We start from the raw sequence: 21,214 nt of genomic DNA, 5'->3' as shown, positions 1-21,214 counted from the left end.
GATTGGAACATTTTTGCAGAAAAATCGACAAAATTATCCTCTATATGACAACTTTATTGTATTTAATTGTATATAGCAATCAATATTTTAAACTACTTTTCCAACAAATGAGAATTTGGTTTTGATCGTCATAAAAAATACACCCCTTAGAATTTCATCAGATAAACCAGAAGTTTTATCCAATGTTATTCTAAGAGGTGTAATAAACCTCTACCTAACTCCACGAACTGGGACGTCGATTCGAACTTGACCTCCACCCGTCAGGGGAGAATTGCTAATATGCAGACTGCCCTGATGCTGCCTGACAATGGTGTCAGCAATATAAAGTCCCAATCCATAGTGACTTTTGGAGGTACGGCTACTGTCCCCTCGATAAAACTGCTTAACTGCAGATTGGAGTCCTTCACTCGTAAATCCTGATCCACTGTCTGCTACCGTTATACTCCACCAATCTTGTTTTGCCTCAACCTGCAAATAAATCACACTCTCATACGGGGAATACTCTACCGCATTAGCGAGTACATTCATCACAGCCCGATGAAGTAGTTCATTGTCTATCAACACCTCAGGGGGCAGATTATTGTCCTGGTGGAATTCTATCTGAAGATGCTTAGGGACAACCAACGCATCTAACTGCGTACGAATTTGCTGGATAAAAGCTTCCGTTCTAACCCATTTAGAGCGGGGAGAAATTTGTTTCCTCGTATTAGAAATCTCAATAAGTGTTGCCATGTATTGTTCGATTTGATCCGCATTTTTGGAAATATACCCTATATATTCTTGCTGATTCTCCGCTAAATCTGAGTCTATCAGCAAATCTGCATTTCCTTGAATAATCGTAAGAGGAGTCTTAATGTCGTGGGCAAGCGCAGAAATCTGCTCTTTTTTCATTTGTTCCAAATTCCATTGCTGTTCTAGCGACTTTTTCAATTCCTCTCTCAGCTGTTCCAGGGATGATAGCACCTCATCAATTTCACTGACCCCAGAATACACGACAGTAAAATCCAAATTCTTAGCTTCAATGTGATGTGCAGCTTCTTGCAAGGAAGCCATTTTTTGACTCAGTCTTCGAGCGAAAAATCCAGAAATCAGAATAACTTCCAGTAACATCAGAACTACAAAAAACAGCAATAACGTTAATTGCGGATTAGGCAGCGTGTTATGCAGAAAATTCGAGGTGAACTGCGGTACGATTGCATATTGCAGTACGATAACCTCATGCTCCCGCTCAATCACATCGGTGCAGTTTGTACCCATGAGATTACAACTGCTTTGATTCTTCTGCAATATATCTAGAGCGCGTTCTTTAGGAATATTTCCTGAAATATAGTTCTTTTGCTGATCCAATACCGCATGTTCCGCTCCCCAAGGGATCATTTCTTGCGTAATTTCTGGCGCACGCTGCAAAACATCCCAAGACTTTGCAATGGATTGCTCAGTATGGTTTGCTGGAACAATCATTCCATACTGCATTAAGAGAGTAAATACCCCTAAACACAGAAATGCCAATAATAGAGTACACGCACCTAATGATAATAAATATTGAATGAAGACTGTACGGAGCCGTATTCGTTTCACACCCATTTGTAACCTATCCCCCAAACGGTTTCAATCGGTGAAACCTCCCTCGCACTCAGCTTACTGCGGATATTTTTTACATGTTCTGTAATAGTTGAGCTATCGCTTTCTCTGTCATAGCCATAAACCGATTCATAAATTTGTTCTTTGGAAAAAACCTGACCTTTATTTCTAGCAAGAAATTCACATATCTGATATTCACTTTTAGTGAGATTTATTTTCTCTTTATCAATAGAAATCTCCTTTGCCGAGAGATTGAATTTCACTCCAGATGCGCTTAAAATATGATTTTTCCCTCGATTCTCACGCCGCAAATGAGCGTTAACCCGAGCCTTCAACTCACCTGCGCGAAAAGGCTTCACGATATAGTCATCTGCCCCTACACTAAGTCCAAACATAATATCTGTCTCCATTGATTTAGCTGTTAGAAACAGAATCGGACAGTCTACGATATCCCTGATTTGAGTACAGAGCTCAAAACCATCGATATCTGGCATCATCACGTCCAACAGGATTAAATCAAATGTCGAGTACTCGTTCAAAGGCATATGTCGTGCACTTGTTTTTACCGTAACCCTATGGTGATCTTTGCTAAGAATATTATTTACTAGCGCCAAAATATCAGGTTCATCATCTATTATTAAAATATTAGCCAGTGACCTCACTCCTATTTATTCATATGATTTCCTACCCTGAAAGTAATGAAACCATGTCAAGCCTAACATTGCCATTATCATTGTACTAATAAGTATAGCAGGTACGGAATGAAGAAGTTGCAGCTTCAATACTTCCGTTTCAATGAACCCGTTGGGTTGTGCATAAAACAAGGGAAGTTGAATCATCCGCATCGACCAGGCCCACGGTATGTATAACCACACTTTATCTCCTACAATGGTTCCACCTACGATGGCTGCAATTAGCGTACCTGCACTACCCACCGTTAGAGAAAGTCCCAAACCTCCAGCATAACTTAAGATGAGATGAAAGATCATTAAGATTAGAGCAGTGCCTACTACCCAACAAGCTCCTTGCCAGAATATTAGATATTGTATCTGCTCTATATGCAAAATTTGTTTCATGCCCAGTATTAGAATTGATGTTGAACCGAATACGATCCATATCATCGCCAAGATTATGAACCCGAGTTTTCTTATATAACACTTCGGACGTGAAAGAGCACTTAATAGATTATAGAATCCCCCTGCCCCCTCCTCTAAACCACTCATTAAAGCAGAGAATAATCCTATCCCAACAGGCAACCCAAAGGCTATTAATGAAAAATAACCATCATAGATGTGAAACTGATCCGCACGCTGTGAAAAATACCAAAGTACCATCATCGGATATAGAACAGGAACAAGGAATATCAACCAACGAATTGCAGTGTGCTTAGTCATCAACCATTCAGCTTGTAATAGCCGGAGTATCACCACCTCTATCGCACCTCTCTTCTACTAAACCAGCAGCTAGTTAAGGTGAGGGTTACCAAAAAGAATACAAGCGACACCACAATTCCAGGTAAAATAACCGAAGAGTCTCTTAAAGCATCCTGTGCTGAAAGAGCCACACCATTTGGACGTACACCAACAATGGGACACATTAACCTTAAAGCCCAACTCCACGGAACATAAATCCATGAAGGTTGATCCGCTGCTAGTACACTCACAATCATCCCAAACAGACCTGCAAGAATAGATACTACAGACCCAAATTGTTCAGCTAAGAATAGATAGATTGGAATCATCCCCAAAGAGGTCAACCAAACAACCATAGCGGCTGTTGTAATTTCAGATAAGGGTGCTGCACCCAAAGGAAACAAAAGACCAGATAGGTACATTACTGCAATAAGGAGCAGCGAAGACAACAGCAAATAATATGACACCACAATAATTTTACTGAGCCAAAGTTTAACGATGCTAATTCCGTGACTGCTTAAGCTGCGGTATCCTCCAGCCTTACGATCCTTGTTATTCGATAGTGTAGACAACAAAGCAGATCCTATGGTCATGAATAACAGCGGCCACCAATTAAAGACCATTTCCATAAAATAGTGGTCTTCAGTTTGCAGGTTCTGTTGTGTGAAAAATGAAAATAGAAGAAAAAACAGTGGCACCACGACAATCAGTTTTCGCGAAAATGTTCGTTTGAATTTAATATTTTCGGATAAAAGATAGTGGATCATCTGGTTACCTCCTGTCTGTTCCGACTCACGACTTCCATGAACAATTTCTCCAAATCATCACCAGGAAATATTGCATTCTGATACCCTAGAACACCATTACTAATGATTCCAATATGATCGGCAATTTGCTCCACCTCATGAAGAATATGACTCGATAAAATAACTGTAATCCCTTGTGCAGGAAATGAGCGTATAAGCTTACGTAATTCCTGAATTCCAATCGGGTCAAGCCCATTTGTCGGTTCATCCAGAATCAAGAGTCTAGGTTGATTTAACAAGGCGATCGCAATCCCGAGACGTTGCTTCATGCCCATAGAGAATTGTCCCGCTCTTTTTTTGCCTGTTGTTGTTAAATCAACAATTTCAAGAACTTCCCGAATCCGAGAATCCGGTAAGTTTAATATTGTCGTGTGTACCCTCAAATTTTGGACAGCAGTCAGATTCCCATAAAGTGGCGGGGACTCAATCAGCGCTCCAATGTGTAGTAAATCCTTACGTGTCCATGGATGACCGTCAAATAAAATTTGTCCTGACGTCGCTCGAAGTATTCCTGTTATCATTTTTAGAGTCGTCGATTTACCTGCGCCGTTTGGGCCTAACAGTCCATAAATCGAATTAGTTTTTACGGTTATGCTGATATCGTTAACCGCACGCTGCCCCCTGAAATTCTTGCATAAATTATTAGTTTGTAAAATATACTCTCCCATCCTTTATCATCCTCTCATTTGCTATACGTTGATCATATATAGCAAATCTAAGGACTTTATAAGGTTTTACTGAGCTCAAATTATACGGGATTATAACGAGCATAAAAAAGCTCGGTTCAAATTTAACGTTGAACCGAGCCTGGAATATTTATCATCTAATACATGAACTTCAAATATTGCAAAAAAATCATGCTCTGCGAATTGTAAATTCAAAATCCATATCTAAGGATGGATTGATTTGATATTCATCAAGAACTGGAGCTCCCCAGCTGTCATCCCCGCCTACGCCCATTTGACGTCCAGCAATGGTAACAACGGTATAGTGAACGTTCGGCAGCTCATAATGATGTGTCGCATTCTCCAGCTCCATTGCCGAGTAAGGCGAGATATTGGCTTCAACAGGGGCTGCAGCTGGTGCAGATATTATAATGCCTTGGCCATAATCATTCATTATGGATACTTCGCGCACACCTGTGCGGTTACCCGATTCCTGCGGCACCAAATAGGACGACACATTATCCATCGCATGATTCTGGAAGCGACACAATCTCGCCCCACACGCACGGTCGATATAATTTTCTTCCGGCCCATTTGCATACCAATTCAGCTGATGATAATCCGCTGGCACCTTAAAGCTTAAAGCGAAGAGCGGAAGCTTTGGTAAACCCGCTGCTCCATGGTAGCTTGATTTCACCTGTATGCTTCCATCGGAGAACACTGTGTAAGTTACACTTACCCGTACTCCCTCTGATACCCTAAGCTTGTACACGTAAGTCACCGTCGCACGGTCCTTCTCCTCCACGAGCTCGAAGCTTAACGTTCTACGGGTCAAGCTTGCTGCATACCAAGGGGAAGAGTCAAAATGCATTCCTGCCCCCTTGTCATTGTCTGTCATTGCTCTCCAGAAGAGCGGTGCCGGCGGTGAAGAGATCATTTCCTGCCCTGAATATTTAACAGAAATTAATGTACCCGCCTGCTTTGAGAACATTACGGAGAAGTCACGACCATGTACGCCAATATTCACATCTCCTTCAACCACGCGAAAATCATTCACGACAGATGTTATCTTAGCATCTGTTAAAGACTCCTCGGCTGACGTATTTGCCACTTGAAAAACATGCTGGCCAAAAGCGATTTCATAACCGCTATTCGCCCATAAAGAATCTTCCTTCAGGACAAGTGAAACATCCAAGCTATACTCGCCAGGCTGATTCTTAATATCGGGTAGATCAACTTCTACATATTTTTCCTCGCCCGGATTAACCTGAGCGAAGACAGTTCCACGCTGGATGACCCTACCCTCATAGTTCAGAGCGTATTGTAATTCATAAGCATCCAAGCCCACAAATAAGTTTTCATTTCTGATTGTAAAACCCTGACTGTCCGGGAGCAGCTTGACGTTCTGATACAGAAATTTCACTTCCTGCATTTTTGGCGACCATCTCCGATCCGCATACACAATTCCGTTACCGGAGAAGTTGTAGTCGGTTGAACGGTCATCGAAGTCTCCTCCATAAGCCATGAAGGGCTTACCGTATCGATCATTTTTCACAATCACCTGATCCATATAATCCCAGATGAATCCACCCTGATACATTGGATACTTCTGCTCTAGCTCTGTGTATTTATGCAACCCCCCGACGGAATTGCCCATCGCATGCATGTATTCACAACTAATATATGGTTTTAACGGATCTTCTGTTAAATACCTTTCGATATCTGCTGCTTTCGCATACATCCGGCTCTCCATATCGCTCGAATCATCATATTCACGGTTATGGAACACCCCTTCATAATGAACCAAACGAGTAGGATCCTTCTCTCGAAAATAATTGGCTACGTTCAGAATTACTTCTCCTGCAAAAGATTCGTTCCCACAGGACCAAATTAGAATGGAGGGATGATTTTTGTCTCTCTCCACCATGGAAATCGCACGATCCATCACGATATCCTGCCATTCAGGCTTATTGCCGGGGATGTTCCAAGACGGCTCAACTGCCCCCATTTTCTGCCATGATCCATGCGACTCTAAATTCATCTCGTCAATGACATAGACTCCGTATTCATCACACAACTCATACCACAGTGTCATATTCGGATAGTGCGAGGTCCGCACAGCGTTGATGTTCGCCTGCTTTAAGGTTTTTATGTCCCACAGCATATCTTCTTTTGTAATACTGCGTCCAAAGCGCGGATTAAACTCATGCCGGTTAACGCCTTTAAATACAATACGCTTGCCGTTTAAGTGCATAATTTTATCTATCATTTCGAATTTCCGAAAACCAATTTTTTGCGGCACAACTTCTACAAGATCCCCGGATGCGTTGTAAACAGAGACGTAAAGGGTATACAGATTAGGAGCTTCTGCGCTCCACAGCTGCACCTTTGTTGCCGCAAGCGTAAGCGAAAGGGAATCTCCTGAAACTTCACTTTCACCACTAGCCACAAGATTTCCTGCTCTATCCTTAAGCTCAAGGAGCACTTTTGAGGCAGGTTTACCCAGCAACTGCAATTCAGCCGTCAGCGTTCCTTGCTCAAACTTTTCATCCAAATCGGTTTGAACGTGGAGATCCCGCACATGAACATCCGGCACGGTGTATAGATACACCTCACGAAAGATTCCCGAAAAACGCCAGAAGTCCTGATCTTCCAACCAACTCCCCGTGCTGCGCTGATAGACTTCAACCGCCAGCTTATTTTCGCCTTCCGTCAAGTACGATGTTAAATCAAATTCACTCGGTGTAAAGCTATCTTCGCTATAGCCAACAAACTCCCCGTTTAGCCATATATAAAAAGCCGATTCAACTCCTTGAAAAGATATATACACCGGACGTTGCTCCCAGCCCGCAGGAACTTCAAAATATTTGACATAGCTGCCTACAGGATTGTGGTCCTCAGAGATCATCGGAGGTCTAAGATGCTCATGACCGTCCCATGGATACATCGTATTCACGTACTGTGGCTGCCCATAACCCTGAAGTTGGATATGACCGGGAACTTTAATATCCTTCCAGCCTCTGCAAGACACGTTCTCCTTATAAAAATGAACCTGTCGTTCCATGGCATTTTGGGCATAACTAAATTTCCAGCTGCCGTTCAGGCTATGGCGCCAGGGCATTTCTCCAAGCGCTTCGGCTTCATTTTTCGTTTGGTAATATCTATGGTCAGAATGCGCGTGCACCCTGCCTATTGCATAAATGGAAGGGTTTGATAACCATTCCAGACTTGGAGTGAGGTTTCGTTCAACCTGCTGCTTCATCTATATTTCCTCCTCTATTCATAACATGATCGCTAACTTATTTAACCGAACCCGTCATCCCAGCTACAAATTGCTTTTGCATCATGAAAAACACTAGTGCTGTCGGCAAGGTCGTAATGACAATCGCAGACATGATCAGACCATAGTCAGGGGCATAACCTGAGCCTAGATTCGAGATAAGAAGGGGCACAGTCATATTTTCTGGTGATTGCAATACGATCAAAGGCCACAGATAATTGTTCCAGCTGTTTAAAAATGTGATAATCGCAGCGGCGGCGTAAGTTGATTTCATCGTTGGCATATAAATGCGGAAGAACAAACCAAATTCCGAAAGACCATCGATGCGCCCAGCCTCCATCATATCCTTAGGAAACATTTTTGTACTTTGACGAAAGAAGAAAATTAGGAATGCTGTTGTAAATGTCGGAAGAATGACTGCCGATGCTGTATCGATACCGAGAAACGGCACTACACTAGATACTTTGGCGAACATTTGAAATAGAGGTACCATAATCGCCGCAAATGGAATCATCATTGAAGCCAGCAAAATATTGAATACGATATCTTTACTCCGGCTGCGGTACATTTCAAAACCATATCCAGCCGCCGATGCTACTAGCAGTGAAAGCACAGTAGTCACCACAGAGATTTTTGCAGAGTTCCAGAGAGCCTGCCACATATCCACTGAACTAAATAGATTGTTTATATTTTCCACTAGATGTGTACCCGGCAACAATGTCCCTTTGGTTACATCAACCGACTGGTTCGTGGCGCTTATAACCATCCAGATAAATGGAAAGATAGAGATCAGCGCAGCGATGATTAGAAACACGTAAGTAAACATGCGTTTGGTTTTCATTATCTCTTATCCCCTCCTAGTTTGTTCTGAATAAGCGTCAGAATGAGCACCATTACAACAATCGAATAGGAGACGGTTGCAGCGTATCCAAAGTTAGGTGTGTATTCAAAGGAAAGGTTATAAATATATTGGGAAATCGACATGGTTGCATTGCCGGGTCCACCTTTCGTGATGTTAACCACCTCGTCAAACAACTGAAGTGTTCCAATGGTCGATGTTATCGTCGTGAACAAGATAATCGGCTTCAATAGGGGAATTGTAATTTTGAAAAATTGTGTAAATGCACTCGCTCCATCTATATGAGCAGCCTCATATATTGATTTGTCGACATTTTGCAGTGAGGACAAATAGAAAATCATATTATAGCCAGTAAAGCGCCAAGTGATAGCGATAATGATAGTAACTTTGGCCCAGAAGGGATCGGTAATCCATTGAATCGGTTCGCTGATTAGATGCAGATTCACCAGAAATTTATTGACGATACCTTCGGCTCCAAACATGTACTTGAAAACAACGGAGTACGCTACAAGTGAAGTTACCGTTGGCAGAAATATGGCCGTTCTGAAAAATCCTTTGAATTTCAATCTTTCATCATTCAGCAGCACAGCGATAAAAAGTGCCAGTACCAGCATAACTGGGACCTGAATAATCAAGTAAATAAAGGTGTTTTTGACGGCTGTAAGAAAAGTGATGTCGCTAAACAGTCGAATATAGTTATCAAGGCCGGTAAACTGAAGATTGTTGCCTCTGCCTGTCTTGAAGGATAGAATTAAGGCTTGAATCATTGGATAAAAATAGAAAATACTGATCATAATGACCGGCACAAGAACGAATAACCAGCCTGTCAGATGGATTTGCCGTTGACCTTTAGTGCTCTTATGTCTTTGAGGGCTTAGCCCTGGCTTTACAGTTTCCACTCCACTCCACACCCTTCTGTCTGATAAATTAGAGATGAAAGCCCCTGCTACCCATCCTTCTGTAGAAATCCAATTTACAGGAGAAGAAGAAGCAAGGGCCTAGATTGTACAGCCTAAGTGTGATTAGCGAACTTGGGTATCTGCTTGCTTCTGGGCATCTTTCAGAACAGTATCTACATCTTTTCCACCAAGATAAGATTGCACTGCTACAACCATAATGTCCTCTATTGCGTAAGTGTTCATGCCATAGTTGACGTTAGGAATTTGTTCGGTCCAAGCCGCAAAATCGGATACGACCTTTTGACCTTTGAAAAATTCATCCGCAGCTGAATAAGCTTCTCCGCTTGCCGCAGCTTTTAAAGTGCCGATAACACCAACTTTTGTATTTAACGTCTGATACAATTCCGCATCAGAAGCAAATGTTTTTGCAAGGAACTCCGCAGCAGCTTCTTTACCATCTACATTCATTACATACCAGGAGCTGCCCCCAAGGTTGGATGCATGGACGGAGCCTGCTGTGGCTGCCAGCTTAGGAAGTGGAGCTACTGCCCACTTACCGGATTGGGAAGCTTCGGCTTTAATTGAAGGTGTAATCCAGTTACCCGTTGGCACAGTAGCTACTTCACCACTATTGAATGCGCCTACAAATTGACTCCAGTCTGAGTTAACTTTCACGATGCCGGAATCCATCATTTCTTTGTACAATACAAGCGCCTCTTTCAAAGCAGCGTTGTCTGCAATGGTCGGAGTTTGACCGTCTTCACCCGTATACCATGCACCCGCCGATTGAATCATGACCCGGATAAGTCCAAGATCATTGGGATCCAGTGTGATCATGCTTTTGCCGGTTTTTTCTTTTACAGCTTTACCGATCTCGATATATTGCTTCCAGTCGATATCCTGTAGTGCATCCAGGCTATAGCCTGCTTGCTCAAGATAGTCTGTACGTACATACATTCCAGTTACACCAGAATCAAACGGAACACCATATTGCTTGCCGTCAACACTGGTCGGGCCAATTTTGTAATCCGCAAAATCAGCAGCTTTTACAACATCCGTCAATTCATAAAAGGAATCCGGATACGCTTGCAAAAAGCTTTGCGCACGGTAATCCTCAATCAATACAATGTTAGGAAGACCCTTCGTAGATCCAGAGTTCAGTCCTGTGTTCAGCTTTTGCACGATATCAGCCTGCGCGTTCTCAACGACGTTTACCGTTACGTCTGGATTGACTTTCGCATAAGCTTCTTTAGCAACATTCATGGCTGCAATGTTAAACGCTGGGTCCCAAGCCCAAACTGTGATCTCTTGTGGCTTGCTGCTACCTTCGCTTCCGGAGTTGCTCGTTTCGTTTTTCGTTCCACCTGAGGAACATGCCGAAAGTAGAACCACACTAGCCAGCATTACGGATAATAATTTTTTCACTTCGTAACCCCCTTGATAATCTGTAAAATAATAAAGATGGAAGCGTTTTCTCTGCTACGCTTCCATCTTATCATTTTGTATTCGCTTTCTTTGGCAGTATCTTTGTTAGCTTTGGTGTTATTATTGGATTCTATTTTTACTCTAAGATCGACTCTGGTACTATTTTTAGGTTTTTGTAAAAATTTTAGCTTTTTAACAATGGAAGCGTAATTATGATCTTCGTACCTTCATTTCGTTTGCTTGTAATGTTAATACCATAGCGCTCTCCGTACAACAATTTGATTCTGTCATCAACATTCCGTATACCGATCCCGGAGAATAATTGTCGTTTGTGCTTCGAGGCTGGCAGCTGTTCTTCTTTCATCAAATTCGGATCAAGGTCCATCCCATCACCATTATCTACAACTTCGCATACAAGCTGATCTTCCTGAACGGCGATCATGATCAGAATTCTTCCCTCATCTTTAAGATTGAATGCATGAAAGAACGCGTTTTCAATAAAAGGCTGCAGAATTAGCTTTGGCATATGATAATCCAAGCTTTCAGGCTCCACAAAATAATTCACGCGGATCTTCTCGCCATACCTTACATGATTGATATATACATAATGCTTCAGCGATTCTAATTCCTGACTAACAGGTATAGTGGATTGAACATCACTGACAGTATTTTGCAGGAGTGAGATTAGCGAATTTATCGTGCCAGCTGCTTTTTCCTTGTTGCCCTGTTGCACCAGAAATTTGATAGAAGCCAGTGTATTGTATAAAAAATGGGGATTGATCTGCATTTGAAGGGCGGCCAGCTCCGCATTACGCTGCTGCTTCTGGGTCTCCATCAACCGATCAACATAATCATGTAGGGAATCAAGCATAAAATTAAAGGCATTTCCTAGCTCCTTAACTTCATAACTACTAGTGGCGACATCCACATGATTATCAAATCCCCCCTTAGGAATACTCGACATCTGTTCAACGAGTACACGCAGGGACTTCGTCATTTTCCTGGTAATTAAAAATACAATAATAAGCGAAATGGCTACGATAGCCATGATCGTCAACGACACTGCTTTAGCATTTACCATCTGACCCGTTACAGCTTTCTTATCGATCAGATTCACCAAATAAACATCAAATTCAGGCAAGTATTCCGAGAATACTACCCGTTCATTCCCCATCACATAGACAGATTCTCCATTGTCTCCTGTGCTCTGTTCATCAACTACTTCTTGAAGCAGCTGTTGATCGGTCAGCCCAATCAGCTCTGTCCTGTTGCTGGATACAATTTGCCCTTTTGCATTCAGCAAAACAACATCATTACCTTCACTCGTAAAATTGGCATAGAAGGCCTTAAAATCGCTATCACGAATTGCAATGTACATAGTGCCATAGATACGGCCGGTCGAATGATCAAATAGAGCTTTAGAAGCCACTAACAGGATCTCTTTCTTTTTGGTTTGACCATCCTCTTTTTGATAAAGTTGGTACAGAATTTGCTGTGGATGGGCCACTGTCGCTTTCGTAATCGGGTGGTTCTTCAGTTCATCAGCAGTAGCAGACCAATACCAAGGATCGGTTGAATAACTTCTGCCATTCGCACCTACAATCATAATACCCACATCAAAGGCACTCAGGTTGGAGCGGACTGCACGCATGCTTTCTGTCATCTGGTAGGTTTTGATAGCAAGCGTCAATGAATCCGTCTCTCCCCCGGACAAATAGCTGCGGATGGCACCATTCTGAGCTGTCATTGTAGCACCCGTAGCTACAACGTTGTTGTAGGACTCCAAGTTTGTCTTCATCTGGTTCAGTAGTTTGCCATTCGTTATGCTGAAGGTCTTTAAGAATAAATTTTCTGACATACGGATGGTAATAGACAAAGTCAGAAGGGATACGGCAACAATGCTTATGAGGGTCACAAGAAAAAGCTTGAGAAATAAGCCCTGTTTTCTAATCTTGTTGATGATTGTTCCAATCATGGTCGCTCTACGTCCCGTCTTCGGTACTGGCTCGGAGAAATGCCCGCCTGCTTCTTAAACACTTTAGTGAAATAACTCTGATCCGAATAGCCCACACTAGCGCTAATATCAGAAATTGTTTTTTCCGTTGTCACGAGTAACTCCATGGCTTTCTCCAAACGGACTTTGTTCAGATATTCATTAAATCCTTCACCATTCTGAGCTGTGAAATGGCTCGATAAATAAGAAGCGTTGAAATGAAACTGCCGCGCAACCCCAGTCAACGTGATGGGATCAGCGTAATGATCCTGAATGTATTCAAGCAAGCGGGTCATATTTGGATTGATCGTTAGGTTCGTCTCACCAATCGCACGTTCAGCTTCGCGAATAAAAGCTTCAGCAACAGCGATTGCATCTCCGGCATACATCGCTTCATCTATTTTTCGAAAGAAGTCGTATTTGGATTCCTCCAAGCCTCCGGTCTCGTACTTCATTTTTCCAAGTGTGGTCGCTACGTTAAATATAAAATTCCCCAATAACGATTTGAATTCGAAAATATCGGTCCGATAATCCATCGAACGGAGATGAACATATTCCAGAAATCCAGTGAATGCCTTCTGGTATTGCTTACGTTTCAGTTGTTCCATTAATTCGCCCATATCATATTCCTGATATGCACTCGGAAGGCTGGGCAAATGATCATTTTCAATTAAGCTTCGATCCGGCAAGTAGAAACTGTATCGTGTAAGCTTTAAATAATTGTCTCGATAAATCTCCCCCAGCTTATTAAAATCCGTAAAGCTTTGACTGATAACGAAATGTGTTTCTCTCGCCCAATGGTCCATCTCCGAGACTAGATATCGGAGCTCTATAACAAGCTCGTCCCACTGTTCCGGCTTTGCATTAAGCAAATATATAACCGAATCATTGACAAACTTCAGCCGAATAAACACTGTATCGCCCAAAGGGAGGTTACTAAGCCCTTTTTCTATTTTTTGTGTGAAAGTTAACCTATCCCCAGAATCTTTAATATGTTTCATATCCGCTCCGAAAAACGCGAATAGTGTGTGTGGAAACTTTGCATGAAGCAAAGCAGACTCAAGCCCAGACTCATATCCGGTCATAAGCTTCTCGATAACTAGCAAAACTTGCTTTTCCCCAGGATCCTTTCCTTGATCGGTCATCTCCATCCCTACCAATTTAGCAGTGGTTTTATTTAGGATGGTTAACAGATAATCAGCTTCCAACTTTGGCTTCAGAATGTAGTCCGCTACACCACTTTGAAATGTGGATCGGACATAATCATATTCACTGAAACTACTTAAGACGATTACTTCAATATGAGGGTATTTCTCCTTAACGATCTTGACCAGTTTCTCCCCGCCCATTATTGGCATAACAATATCTGTAATGATCACATGAGGATTAGCCTCATCCATCATATTTAGTGCTTCAAGACCGTTAGCAGCCTCACCAACAATTCGATACCCTTCATTTTCCCAATCCAAAAGATGTTTGATTCCTTGTCTTACAAGCATCTCATCATCAACAATCATAATTTTGAATATTGGTTTCATTTCTTCCCCCTTGCAGCCCTGAGAATGATTATGCCTTTTTCCTTGAATTGAAAATCTCTTTGTAACCGTTTTCTTTTTATTCGTTAGTATACAATACATCCAACAAGGAGCAAGCTCCTGTACAAGTAAAGCCGTAAGCTTACTTAAAAATTGTTCATTCCAAATAATATGCCCCACCGACAAATATGGTCAACCTCTCATTTTCATTCTATGAAATATTCTTAAGTTAAGGACAAGAACTTCTACATGATAAAACAAAAAAGCCGCGATAATTGCAGCTTCATTGTTAATGAAACAATAAGCCAAATAAATTATTTATTGGCTTATAGATAAAGATAATAAGAAACAGCGGACTGGGGATGTTCAATTTTAACAACGAGCAGAAGGTCGCGCCAAGACCCAAAATCCAAAAAATAAAATATACGCTAAGATCACGCACTCGGCGCTTTCGCATTAATTTAGGCAAATCAAGTGCCATACAACCTACAGCAATCACCAAGAATAACAGTACTAGCATTTGACTTCACTCCTTGATTTTTTCAAGAAAAGAATTATCTGTGAGACCCACGCGGTTAATAACTGCTGAGGCTTTGTAATGGATGGGCAATGATTTAAGGTAATCGTCACCCTTTTGTTGCTGCAGCTTTGCCCAAGCTTTAGGGCTGGCATGGTAGATCGATTGTCCGAATCCCATAATATCAACATTGAAACGATCATTTACATGCTCCACAGTTTTTTGCATCCGCTCTATAATCCGCTCCTCTGTTTCCTTTTCCAAACGTTTTATAGTGCTTTCCGATTCCAAATTTTCTACACTTTGCACTTCTTCAATATTGCAAAGCGTCTTAACACTAAGGTAAATATGCGGCTCCCCATTAATGATTTTCACTTTACGTTTAGTTGTAGCCTGGATCGCTTCGATTACAATGGGCTTTCCGTCTTCCCCTGCGATCGAGCCAGAATGTGCGGTTACCTTATCGTTGATATAATTGTAACCAATCGTTTCTCCCTCGTTTAGCCAACCGATCAACTTGTCTTTTTTGAACACAGCTACAGTATGGTATTCCAATCTTGCCTTAGGCATTGTTCGCTCTACATTGCTTTTGTCCTCTCCATCTTTGGGATCTCCTATAATTTTCACTCCGGTTAGCACAGGATTCTCACCTTCAGACAATAAATTCTCAATAAAATCATCCAGCGTGACAGCGACTGTTTTTGCTGAATCTTTATAAGAATTATCCAAGGAGCTAAATAATTTGTTCGCTGGTAATTTATCCATAGGTGTAAGGACATTCAAGACATTGCTGGCGGTTGTATCTCTGGCAACCATAACGTAGAAATCCATCCGGGGTTCCCGACTTCTTTTAAATACATCGAGTATCTCACCCACTCCGGTGCGGGCAAGCTCCTCCCCAATCACCAACACCCGGATATGACCGAGATAACTTGACCTAGAGCTATCCAGATTCAGCTTACGCAGCGCATCATAAAACGTAGGTACAGTAAATTTATATACAACCACTGGGACTCCACTGCCTCCCCCTCCTCCATTCGTTTGGGAGGAAATCGCAGATGGAATAACGACCTGCATCGAAACGGTATAACCTTTTTCTGCCTTGTCAATCCCTATCCCCAAGACAAAAGCTATCTCATTCAGCTCATTTCTTTCCCAACAGCCGCTTAACACTAACGTAAATTGGAGAGCTATCATTAATCGAAGAACGCCTCTAACTAATTTTTTATTCATCTGGTTGGTTCCTTATCACTGGATGTGCTTTGACGAAACAGGTTCTGCGTCTTATTCTCAGCAGGCCTTGTCTTTAAAAACGGCCACGGAAAGCGAAAAATAGAGTCTTTTAAATCTTTGGAATTATACGGTCCGAGCGGACTCATATAAGGCATTCCGAAAGAACGCAGACTCGACAAATGCAATACGATGATAAAAATACCGAAGAGAATTCCATATAATCCGATAAATCCGGCCAAAGCTATAAGCACAAAACGGATCATCCGCGCAGCTATAGACATTCCTGTCTCCGGAATAACAAAACTAGAAATGGCTGTTAGCGATACAATAATGACCATTGCGGATGAAATAAAACCCGCTGCTACCGCGGCTTGTCCAATCACCAACGTTCCGACAATGGAAATCGCCTGACCAATATTTTTGGGTATCCGCACCCCGGCTTCCCGCAAAATCTCATAAGTCATTTCCATGATCAGCGCCTCAACAAAAGCAGGAAAAGGAACACTCTCCCTCTGGGCAGCTAAACTGATTACAAGATTGGTCGGTATCATCTCCTGGTGATAGGTAGTAATCGCAACATACAATGAAGGGGCAAGCAAAGTAATAAAAAATGAAATAAAACGAACTAATCTCAGCAATGTTCCAATATCAGCCCTTTGGTAATAATCCTCAGCTGACTGGAAAAATGCCACAAAAAATGTGGGCACCAGCAGTACAAAAGGAGTTCCATCAACAAGAATGGCCACTTTTCCTTCCAAAATACCCGCTGCAATCGTATCCGGACGATCACTGTTGTATACGGTAGGAAAAGGTGTAACTGCCGTCTCTTGAATAAACTCCTCAATATATCCACTCTCGAGAATACTGTCCGTATCTATTTTATTCAGACGGCGCTTTACCTCTTGCACCAGTTCCTTATTCGCGATGTTACTTAGATACATAATGGATACGCTGGTTTGAGTCACCCTTCCGATCTGAACGGTTTCCAGCCATAAATGGCTATCTTTGATTTTTCGCCGAACCAGTGCCGTATTCGTCCGTAAATTCTCAGTGAATCCTTCCATTGGACCCCGAACAACCGACTGTGAGCTAGGCTCCCCTACATTACGATCTTCCCAGCCTGGTAAGCCGATCCGCAGAGCGCTGGATAACCCGTCAAGCAGCAGCATTATATTACCGGACAATAAATGATGAATAAATTGGCTGTAATCGTCAATGACGGCTATATCGCCGGCTATTAATATCTGTTTCTTAATGATCTCAAACTTCTGCTCGGGAGAAAGCCCCCTCAGCTGTTCGTAAGGAATGTGTTCCTGCAAGGAATACAAAATTGAATTATGCAGCACCTGAGTATCCACAAGACCATCTATGTAAATCAAAGAAATATGAGTGTTCTCTTCTATCTGCAACTCTTTTATCACTACATCAGAGCTTTCACCCATCAATTGGTACAAATTAGCAATATTAACTTCCAACCGGCTTGATAATGTACCAATCTCCGTATCTTTCATGATGCAGCCTCCACTTCTCCATAGATAGATGAGTATAGTTTGATGTTAATTATGATAATTATTCCTTCGGATTAAAAAATCGGGATGGCATAATTCTGGTAACTACAACCATACTAAAACTAGTCCAATAAATTTGAGGGGGTATATGAGTTTGGAGAAAGATCGAATTAGTACCAATCAAATGATTATACTCGGGCTATTCACATTTATTGGGGATATGGCGCTTGTGTATCCGGCGTTAATGATATCAGGAGCGAAACAAGATGCATGGATTGCTGCTTTGATTAGTATTCCCTTGGGTCTAGTGACCATAAAATTGTTACTCTGCTTAGCAGACCTTGAACCCAACAAGAATATTATCGAGCTTAGCCTACAAATTTTAGGAAAATGGGTCGGAACTGCTGTGGCCTTATTCTATTTAGGGTTCTTCCTGATTGCTGCCTCCACCTACATAAGAGAAATTGAAGATTTCATGTGTACACAGATTTACGAGAAAACACCCGGTGGGGTTATTCGTTTCATGGCCATTTTCCTGCTGGTATATGGGGTACGACTTGGCCTAGAAATATTGGCCCGGGCAGCTCAGCTTTTTTTTCCTTTATTTGCAGTTTTTTTGATCGGTCTGCTGCTCCTGCTGACCCCCGATGTCAAAATGGAACGTTTATACCCCATCTTAAACACACCAGTACCGGACATGCTTCATACTTTGATGTATGGTGTTTTTTATCCTTTTGGCGAATTGTGCGTGTTTCTAATGATATATCCTTATGCTCAGAAAAATAGCAAAACAAGCCGGGATATTTTCATAGCCTTGATCATCGGAGCTCTGGGCCTTAACCTCATCTTATTGTTTTCCCTTACCGTTCTAGGTGTTTACGCTTCTGAACATCAATTTTATGCCGCTTATATTCTTGCTCAAAAAATTAATATTGCTAATTCTCTGCAACGTATTGAAGCGCTTATGGCTACAGCATGGATTATCAGCACGTACTTCAAAACAGCAGTTTATTACTATGCTTTAACCTTAGGTACAGCCCAATTATTTAAACTCAAAAGCCACCGTCCTCTGATCATACCTACTGGATTTTTGTTATTCGGTATGTCACAACTGATTGCCAAAGACATCATTTTCTACGTAAAGGAGATCCCCGCCTACTGGGTAGATTGGGATTTCACCTGTGCATTTGTTCTGCCGCTTATGTTGCTAATTGTGTATCAATTTAAGAAACGCCGTGCTTCTAAGGTTTAAACGACACTAGATTATAGACAAGTGAAATTAAGATTGTAGATACGAATCCCGCTTAAAGATCTAATTAAGCTCCGCTAAAATAATTGGGGAATTTCTCCCTGAAATTCTGGGATTTTCGTTCATTAGACTAATAATCAGGGAAAACCTCCCTAAATTTCAGCTGATTCGTTAGCAATTAAAGAAATTCCCCTTATTATTAGGGAGATATTCCCTAAATTCGTTCATTTAGAGCGAATATTGGTTATTTCCAGGGAGTTTTTCCCTAATTAGTTTTAGGCCGGCTTCGCACATTCATAAACGCAGACAACACAAACGGCCCCCGCATACTGCTTATCGCACCGTCCAATAGATATCGTCCCCAACAGGTATCACACAAAATGAATATTCCGCCGCCCAACCTAATGGCATAGAATACTTTGTGTGCGTAGCCCAGAGTCTATTGGCTACAGCAAGAATCCGCTTATAGCCTTTTTACTAAAAAGAAGCTGCCTCATAAGTAGTATTCACTACTTTTGAGACAGCCTCTTTATTCATAAGTTTCTTGTATGAAGTAAATCTATTCCTTCTTATCCAAAGACATCGACGATGGAGTTACATCAATGACAGGTTCTTTTGCCACTTCAAAAGTGGATCCGCAGGCCGGACAAAAGCGTGCCTCGATCGCCACATTCCCACCGCATGCTTTGCAATGCTTTACATCGGACAACTCAGCAATTTGCTGAAGGTTCGTCTCAATCTCAGCCTTCAATTCGAGAATACGATTGATATTAGTCTCGATTTGCTCACTTGGCAGTGGCCCTGCACCTTGAGTTACGGCTTCAAATAACAGTTTGCCCATAACCTGATACTGCTGGTCAATATCATTTTGCTTACCGTTATTTTGCAGCTTCAACCGGTTAATCTCCACCACTGTTTTTGCTTTATTCCCAGCCTCGCTTACCCCTGCTTTTACTTTGTTAAAAAAACTCATATTCAGCCCCCAATTCCGTAGTAGTCATATATAAGCATATTTCGACACCGCCAGAAGTATTCCTTTCTTTATTGTACCTAACTTCGTCCATGGTTTGTAGCCTATAACCGATTTACTAACCCTTTCCCCGCCTTCCTGCGGGAACGAACCTCGACTCAGGTCTGGTATACAAAACCGCCTCCAGGCCGTTTTTTCGCATGCAAAAAGACATTAGAATGAGTACATAAGCAAACGGGTTGCAGGATTCAATAACAATCACACCCATACGAGAGGAAGAAAACAATAAATGAAAAAATTATATCGTTCCCAAAGTGATCAGAAGATAAGTGGCTTGTGCGGAGGTCTTGCTCGTTGGTCTGGTATTGATGCTACAGTAATCCGTCTCGTTGCTGTTGCCGCAGCATTGTTCAGCTTCGGAACAGTACTTATCTTCTACGTCATCGCTAGTATCATCGTTCCTAAAGAACCTTTTAACAGCTTTTCAGATGGACATGATTTCTATTAATAAATCGTCGTTTAATACAAACTAACCCTAATCCAACCATAAAAAAGGAGAGATAGAACATGAGTCTATTAAAAAGAATTTCCACAATTACTAAAGCAGCACTACACGAAGGTTTAAACAAATTAGAAAACCCGGTGTTGCTGACAGGTCAGTATTTACGTGATCTTGAAAATGATATCGCTAAGGCGGAACGCAATGAGCGTGATCTGCAAGTTACAGCAAGTGTGTTGGAACGCCGCAAGCAAGAATATACTCAGTTAGTAGAGCAAAGTGAAGCCGAAGCCGTTCAAGCAGTTGAACAAGGAAATGAAGAAAGAGCTCGTCTGGCACTCATAGCCAAGTTACGGTACGTAGAACAGTTGGAAGAGTCCATAAATAGCCAAGTACAAACTAAGCAATCCCTTGCAGAGCTTGAGATCAATATCGCTAGAGCAAAAGAAGAGCGTGAACATCTCAAAGCGAAAAGAACTGAACTTATCGCTCGCGCTCAACAAGCGACAGAAACACTCAACTCTGCTCCTCGTTCTTCTACGAAAGGTCTAAATGTAGGATCAGCTTCACAAGGTTTCGAACGAATGGAAGAAAAGATTTTCGAGTGGGAAGCATTGGCGGAAAACTCCAAAAATAAATTCAATACAGGCACAGGAATAAGTCCTTCCATCGATCCTAACCTGCGTAGCGCCGTTGACATCGAAATCGAGCGAATCCGCAACCGTAAAACCAACACTGAAGTAAACACTGAGAAAAAATAAATAGGAAAACAAGCCTCTTACT

General features: G+C 41.9%; 18 protein-coding genes. 3 read left to right on the top strand and 15 right to left on the bottom strand.

Annotated elements, in window-relative coordinates; genetic code table 11:
- Positions 1-210: 210 nt before the first annotated feature.
- The 14 genes from MKX34_RS06795 to MKX34_RS06730 all read right to left on the bottom strand — a co-directional run bounded on the left by MKX34_RS06795 (position 211) and on the right by MKX34_RS06730 (position 17,716).
- Positions 211-1,461, bottom strand: coding sequence for a HAMP domain-containing sensor histidine kinase (locus MKX34_RS06795; RefSeq protein WP_339204643.1), 1,251 nt, complete (start codon positions 1,459-1,461; stop codon positions 211-213).
- Between the two features lie 113 nt (positions 1,462-1,574).
- A complete protein-coding gene (locus tag MKX34_RS06790; protein WP_076297830.1) occupies positions 1,575-2,234 on the bottom strand; it encodes a response regulator transcription factor in 660 nt (219 codons plus the stop codon).
- A gap of 15 nt (positions 2,235-2,249) precedes the next feature.
- Positions 2,250-3,008, bottom strand: coding sequence for a lantibiotic immunity ABC transporter MutG family permease subunit (locus MKX34_RS06785; protein ID WP_256717716.1), 759 nt, complete (start codon positions 3,006-3,008; stop codon positions 2,250-2,252).
- A 5-nt stretch (positions 3,009-3,013) separates the two neighbouring features.
- Positions 3,014-3,760, bottom strand: a complete 747-nt coding sequence (locus MKX34_RS06780) for a lantibiotic immunity ABC transporter MutE/EpiE family permease subunit (RefSeq protein WP_036675878.1) — start codon at positions 3,758-3,760, stop codon at positions 3,014-3,016.
- Positions 3,757-4,467 carry a lantibiotic protection ABC transporter ATP-binding protein gene (locus MKX34_RS06775; RefSeq protein WP_076297786.1) on the bottom strand — a complete coding sequence of 237 codons (711 nt, stop codon included), beginning with the start codon at positions 4,465-4,467 and terminating at the stop codon, positions 3,757-3,759. The genes MKX34_RS06780 and MKX34_RS06775 overlap by 4 nt, the downstream gene beginning before the upstream one ends.
- A gap of 187 nt (positions 4,468-4,654) precedes the next feature.
- Complete coding sequence (locus tag MKX34_RS06770) at positions 4,655-7,726, bottom strand: glycoside hydrolase family 2 TIM barrel-domain containing protein (protein WP_076297785.1); 3,072 nt, start codon at positions 7,724-7,726, stop codon at positions 4,655-4,657.
- A gap of 37 nt (positions 7,727-7,763) precedes the next feature.
- Positions 7,764-8,585, bottom strand: a complete 822-nt coding sequence (locus tag MKX34_RS06765) for a carbohydrate ABC transporter permease (RefSeq protein WP_076141119.1) — start codon at positions 8,583-8,585, stop codon at positions 7,764-7,766.
- On the bottom strand, positions 8,585-9,397 hold the full coding sequence (locus tag MKX34_RS06760) for a sugar ABC transporter permease (protein ID WP_256717715.1): 813 nt from the start codon (positions 9,395-9,397) through the stop codon (positions 8,585-8,587). Before MKX34_RS06760 ends, MKX34_RS06765 begins: the two co-directional genes overlap by 1 nt.
- A 228-nt stretch (positions 9,398-9,625) precedes the next feature.
- The gene (locus tag MKX34_RS06755; RefSeq protein ID WP_036675885.1) at positions 9,626-10,927 is read right to left on the bottom strand and encodes an extracellular solute-binding protein; all 1,302 of its coding nucleotides are present in this window, start codon (positions 10,925-10,927) and stop codon (positions 9,626-9,628) included.
- Positions 10,928-11,111: 184 nt separating this feature from the next.
- Positions 11,112-12,902, bottom strand: a complete 1,791-nt coding sequence (locus MKX34_RS06750; RefSeq protein WP_076297784.1) for a sensor histidine kinase — start codon at positions 12,900-12,902, stop codon at positions 11,112-11,114.
- Positions 12,899-14,458, bottom strand: coding sequence for a response regulator (locus MKX34_RS06745; protein WP_076297828.1), 1,560 nt, complete (start codon positions 14,456-14,458; stop codon positions 12,899-12,901). The genes MKX34_RS06750 and MKX34_RS06745 overlap by 4 nt, the downstream gene beginning before the upstream one ends.
- 286 nt (positions 14,459-14,744) lie before the next feature.
- Positions 14,745-14,975 carry a hypothetical protein gene (locus MKX34_RS06740; protein WP_036675888.1) on the bottom strand — a complete coding sequence of 77 codons (231 nt, stop codon included), beginning with the start codon at positions 14,973-14,975 and terminating at the stop codon, positions 14,745-14,747.
- Between the two features lie 6 nt (positions 14,976-14,981).
- Positions 14,982-16,205, bottom strand: a complete 1,224-nt coding sequence (locus MKX34_RS06735) for a Ger(x)C family spore germination protein (RefSeq protein WP_036675890.1) — start codon at positions 16,203-16,205, stop codon at positions 14,982-14,984.
- Complete coding sequence (locus MKX34_RS06730) at positions 16,202-17,716, bottom strand: spore germination protein (RefSeq protein ID WP_076273978.1); 1,515 nt, start codon at positions 17,714-17,716, stop codon at positions 16,202-16,204. Before MKX34_RS06730 ends, MKX34_RS06735 begins: the two co-directional genes overlap by 4 nt.
- Before the next feature lie 145 nt (positions 17,717-17,861).
- On the opposite strand from MKX34_RS06730, the gene MKX34_RS06725 reads away from it, so the two are divergent.
- A complete protein-coding gene (locus MKX34_RS06725) occupies positions 17,862-18,965 on the top strand; it encodes an endospore germination permease (protein ID WP_076297783.1) in 1,104 nt (367 codons plus the stop codon).
- 556 nt (positions 18,966-19,521) lie between these two features.
- On the opposite strand, the gene MKX34_RS06720 is transcribed toward MKX34_RS06725, so the two are convergent.
- Positions 19,522-19,935, bottom strand: a complete 414-nt coding sequence (locus MKX34_RS06720; protein WP_076273979.1) for a zinc ribbon domain-containing protein — start codon at positions 19,933-19,935, stop codon at positions 19,522-19,524.
- Positions 19,936-20,221: 286 nt separating this feature from the next.
- On the opposite strand from MKX34_RS06720, the gene MKX34_RS06715 reads away from it, so the two are divergent.
- The gene (locus MKX34_RS06715; protein ID WP_038569266.1) at positions 20,222-20,440 is read left to right on the top strand and encodes a PspC domain-containing protein; all 219 of its coding nucleotides are present in this window, start codon (positions 20,222-20,224) and stop codon (positions 20,438-20,440) included.
- Between the two features lie 59 nt (positions 20,441-20,499).
- On the top strand, positions 20,500-21,192 hold the full coding sequence (locus MKX34_RS06710; RefSeq protein WP_076099515.1) for a PspA/IM30 family protein: 693 nt from the start codon (positions 20,500-20,502) through the stop codon (positions 21,190-21,192).
- Positions 21,193-21,214: the final 22 nt, after the last annotated feature.

This window comes from Paenibacillus sp. FSL R5-0636 (genome assembly GCF_037974255.1).
In the GTDB taxonomy this organism is placed as follows: domain Bacteria; phylum Bacillota; class Bacilli; order Paenibacillales; family Paenibacillaceae; genus Paenibacillus_AQ; species Paenibacillus_AQ odorifer.
This window is presented reverse-complemented; position numbering and strand designations above follow the sequence as displayed.

Coding starts and splice junctions, on each gene's coding strand:
- MKX34_RS06745 (WP_076297828.1), bottom strand. CDS start 14,458: ATGAAACCAATATTCAAAATTATGATTGTTGATGATGAGATGCTTGTA.
- MKX34_RS06780 (WP_036675878.1), bottom strand. CDS start 3,760: ATGATCCACTATCTTTTATCCGAAAATATTAAATTCAAACGAACATTT.
- MKX34_RS06795 (WP_339204643.1), bottom strand. CDS start 1,461: ATGATTGTTCCAGCAAACCATACTGAGCAATCCATTGCAAAGTCTTGG.
- MKX34_RS06730 (WP_076273978.1), bottom strand. CDS start 17,716: ATGAAAGATACGGAGATTGGTACATTATCAAGCCGGTTGGAAGTTAAT.
- MKX34_RS06760 (WP_256717715.1), bottom strand. CDS start 9,397: ATGATCAGTATTTTCTATTTTTATCCAATGATTCAAGCCTTAATTCTA.
- MKX34_RS06765 (WP_076141119.1), bottom strand. CDS start 8,585: ATGAAAACCAAACGCATGTTTACTTACGTGTTTCTAATCATCGCTGCG.
- MKX34_RS06735 (WP_036675890.1), bottom strand. CDS start 16,205: ATGAATAAAAAATTAGTTAGAGGCGTTCTTCGATTAATGATAGCTCTC.
- MKX34_RS06750 (WP_076297784.1), bottom strand. CDS start 12,902: ATGATTGGAACAATCATCAACAAGATTAGAAAACAGGGCTTATTTCTC.
- MKX34_RS06740 (WP_036675888.1), bottom strand. CDS start 14,975: ATGCTAGTACTGTTATTCTTGGTGATTGCTGTAGGTTGTATGGCACTT.
- MKX34_RS06775 (WP_076297786.1), bottom strand. CDS start 4,467: ATGGGAGAGTATATTTTACAAACTAATAATTTATGCAAGAATTTCAGG.
- MKX34_RS06720 (WP_076273979.1), bottom strand. CDS start 19,935: ATGAGTTTTTTTAACAAAGTAAAAGCAGGGGTAAGCGAGGCTGGGAAT.
- MKX34_RS06715 (WP_038569266.1), top strand. CDS start 20,222: ATGAAAAAATTATATCGTTCCCAAAGTGATCAGAAGATAAGTGGCTTG.
- MKX34_RS06710 (WP_076099515.1), top strand. CDS start 20,500: ATGAGTCTATTAAAAAGAATTTCCACAATTACTAAAGCAGCACTACAC.
- MKX34_RS06770 (WP_076297785.1), bottom strand. CDS start 7,726: ATGAAGCAGCAGGTTGAACGAAACCTCACTCCAAGTCTGGAATGGTTA.
- MKX34_RS06725 (WP_076297783.1), top strand. CDS start 17,862: ATGAGTTTGGAGAAAGATCGAATTAGTACCAATCAAATGATTATACTC.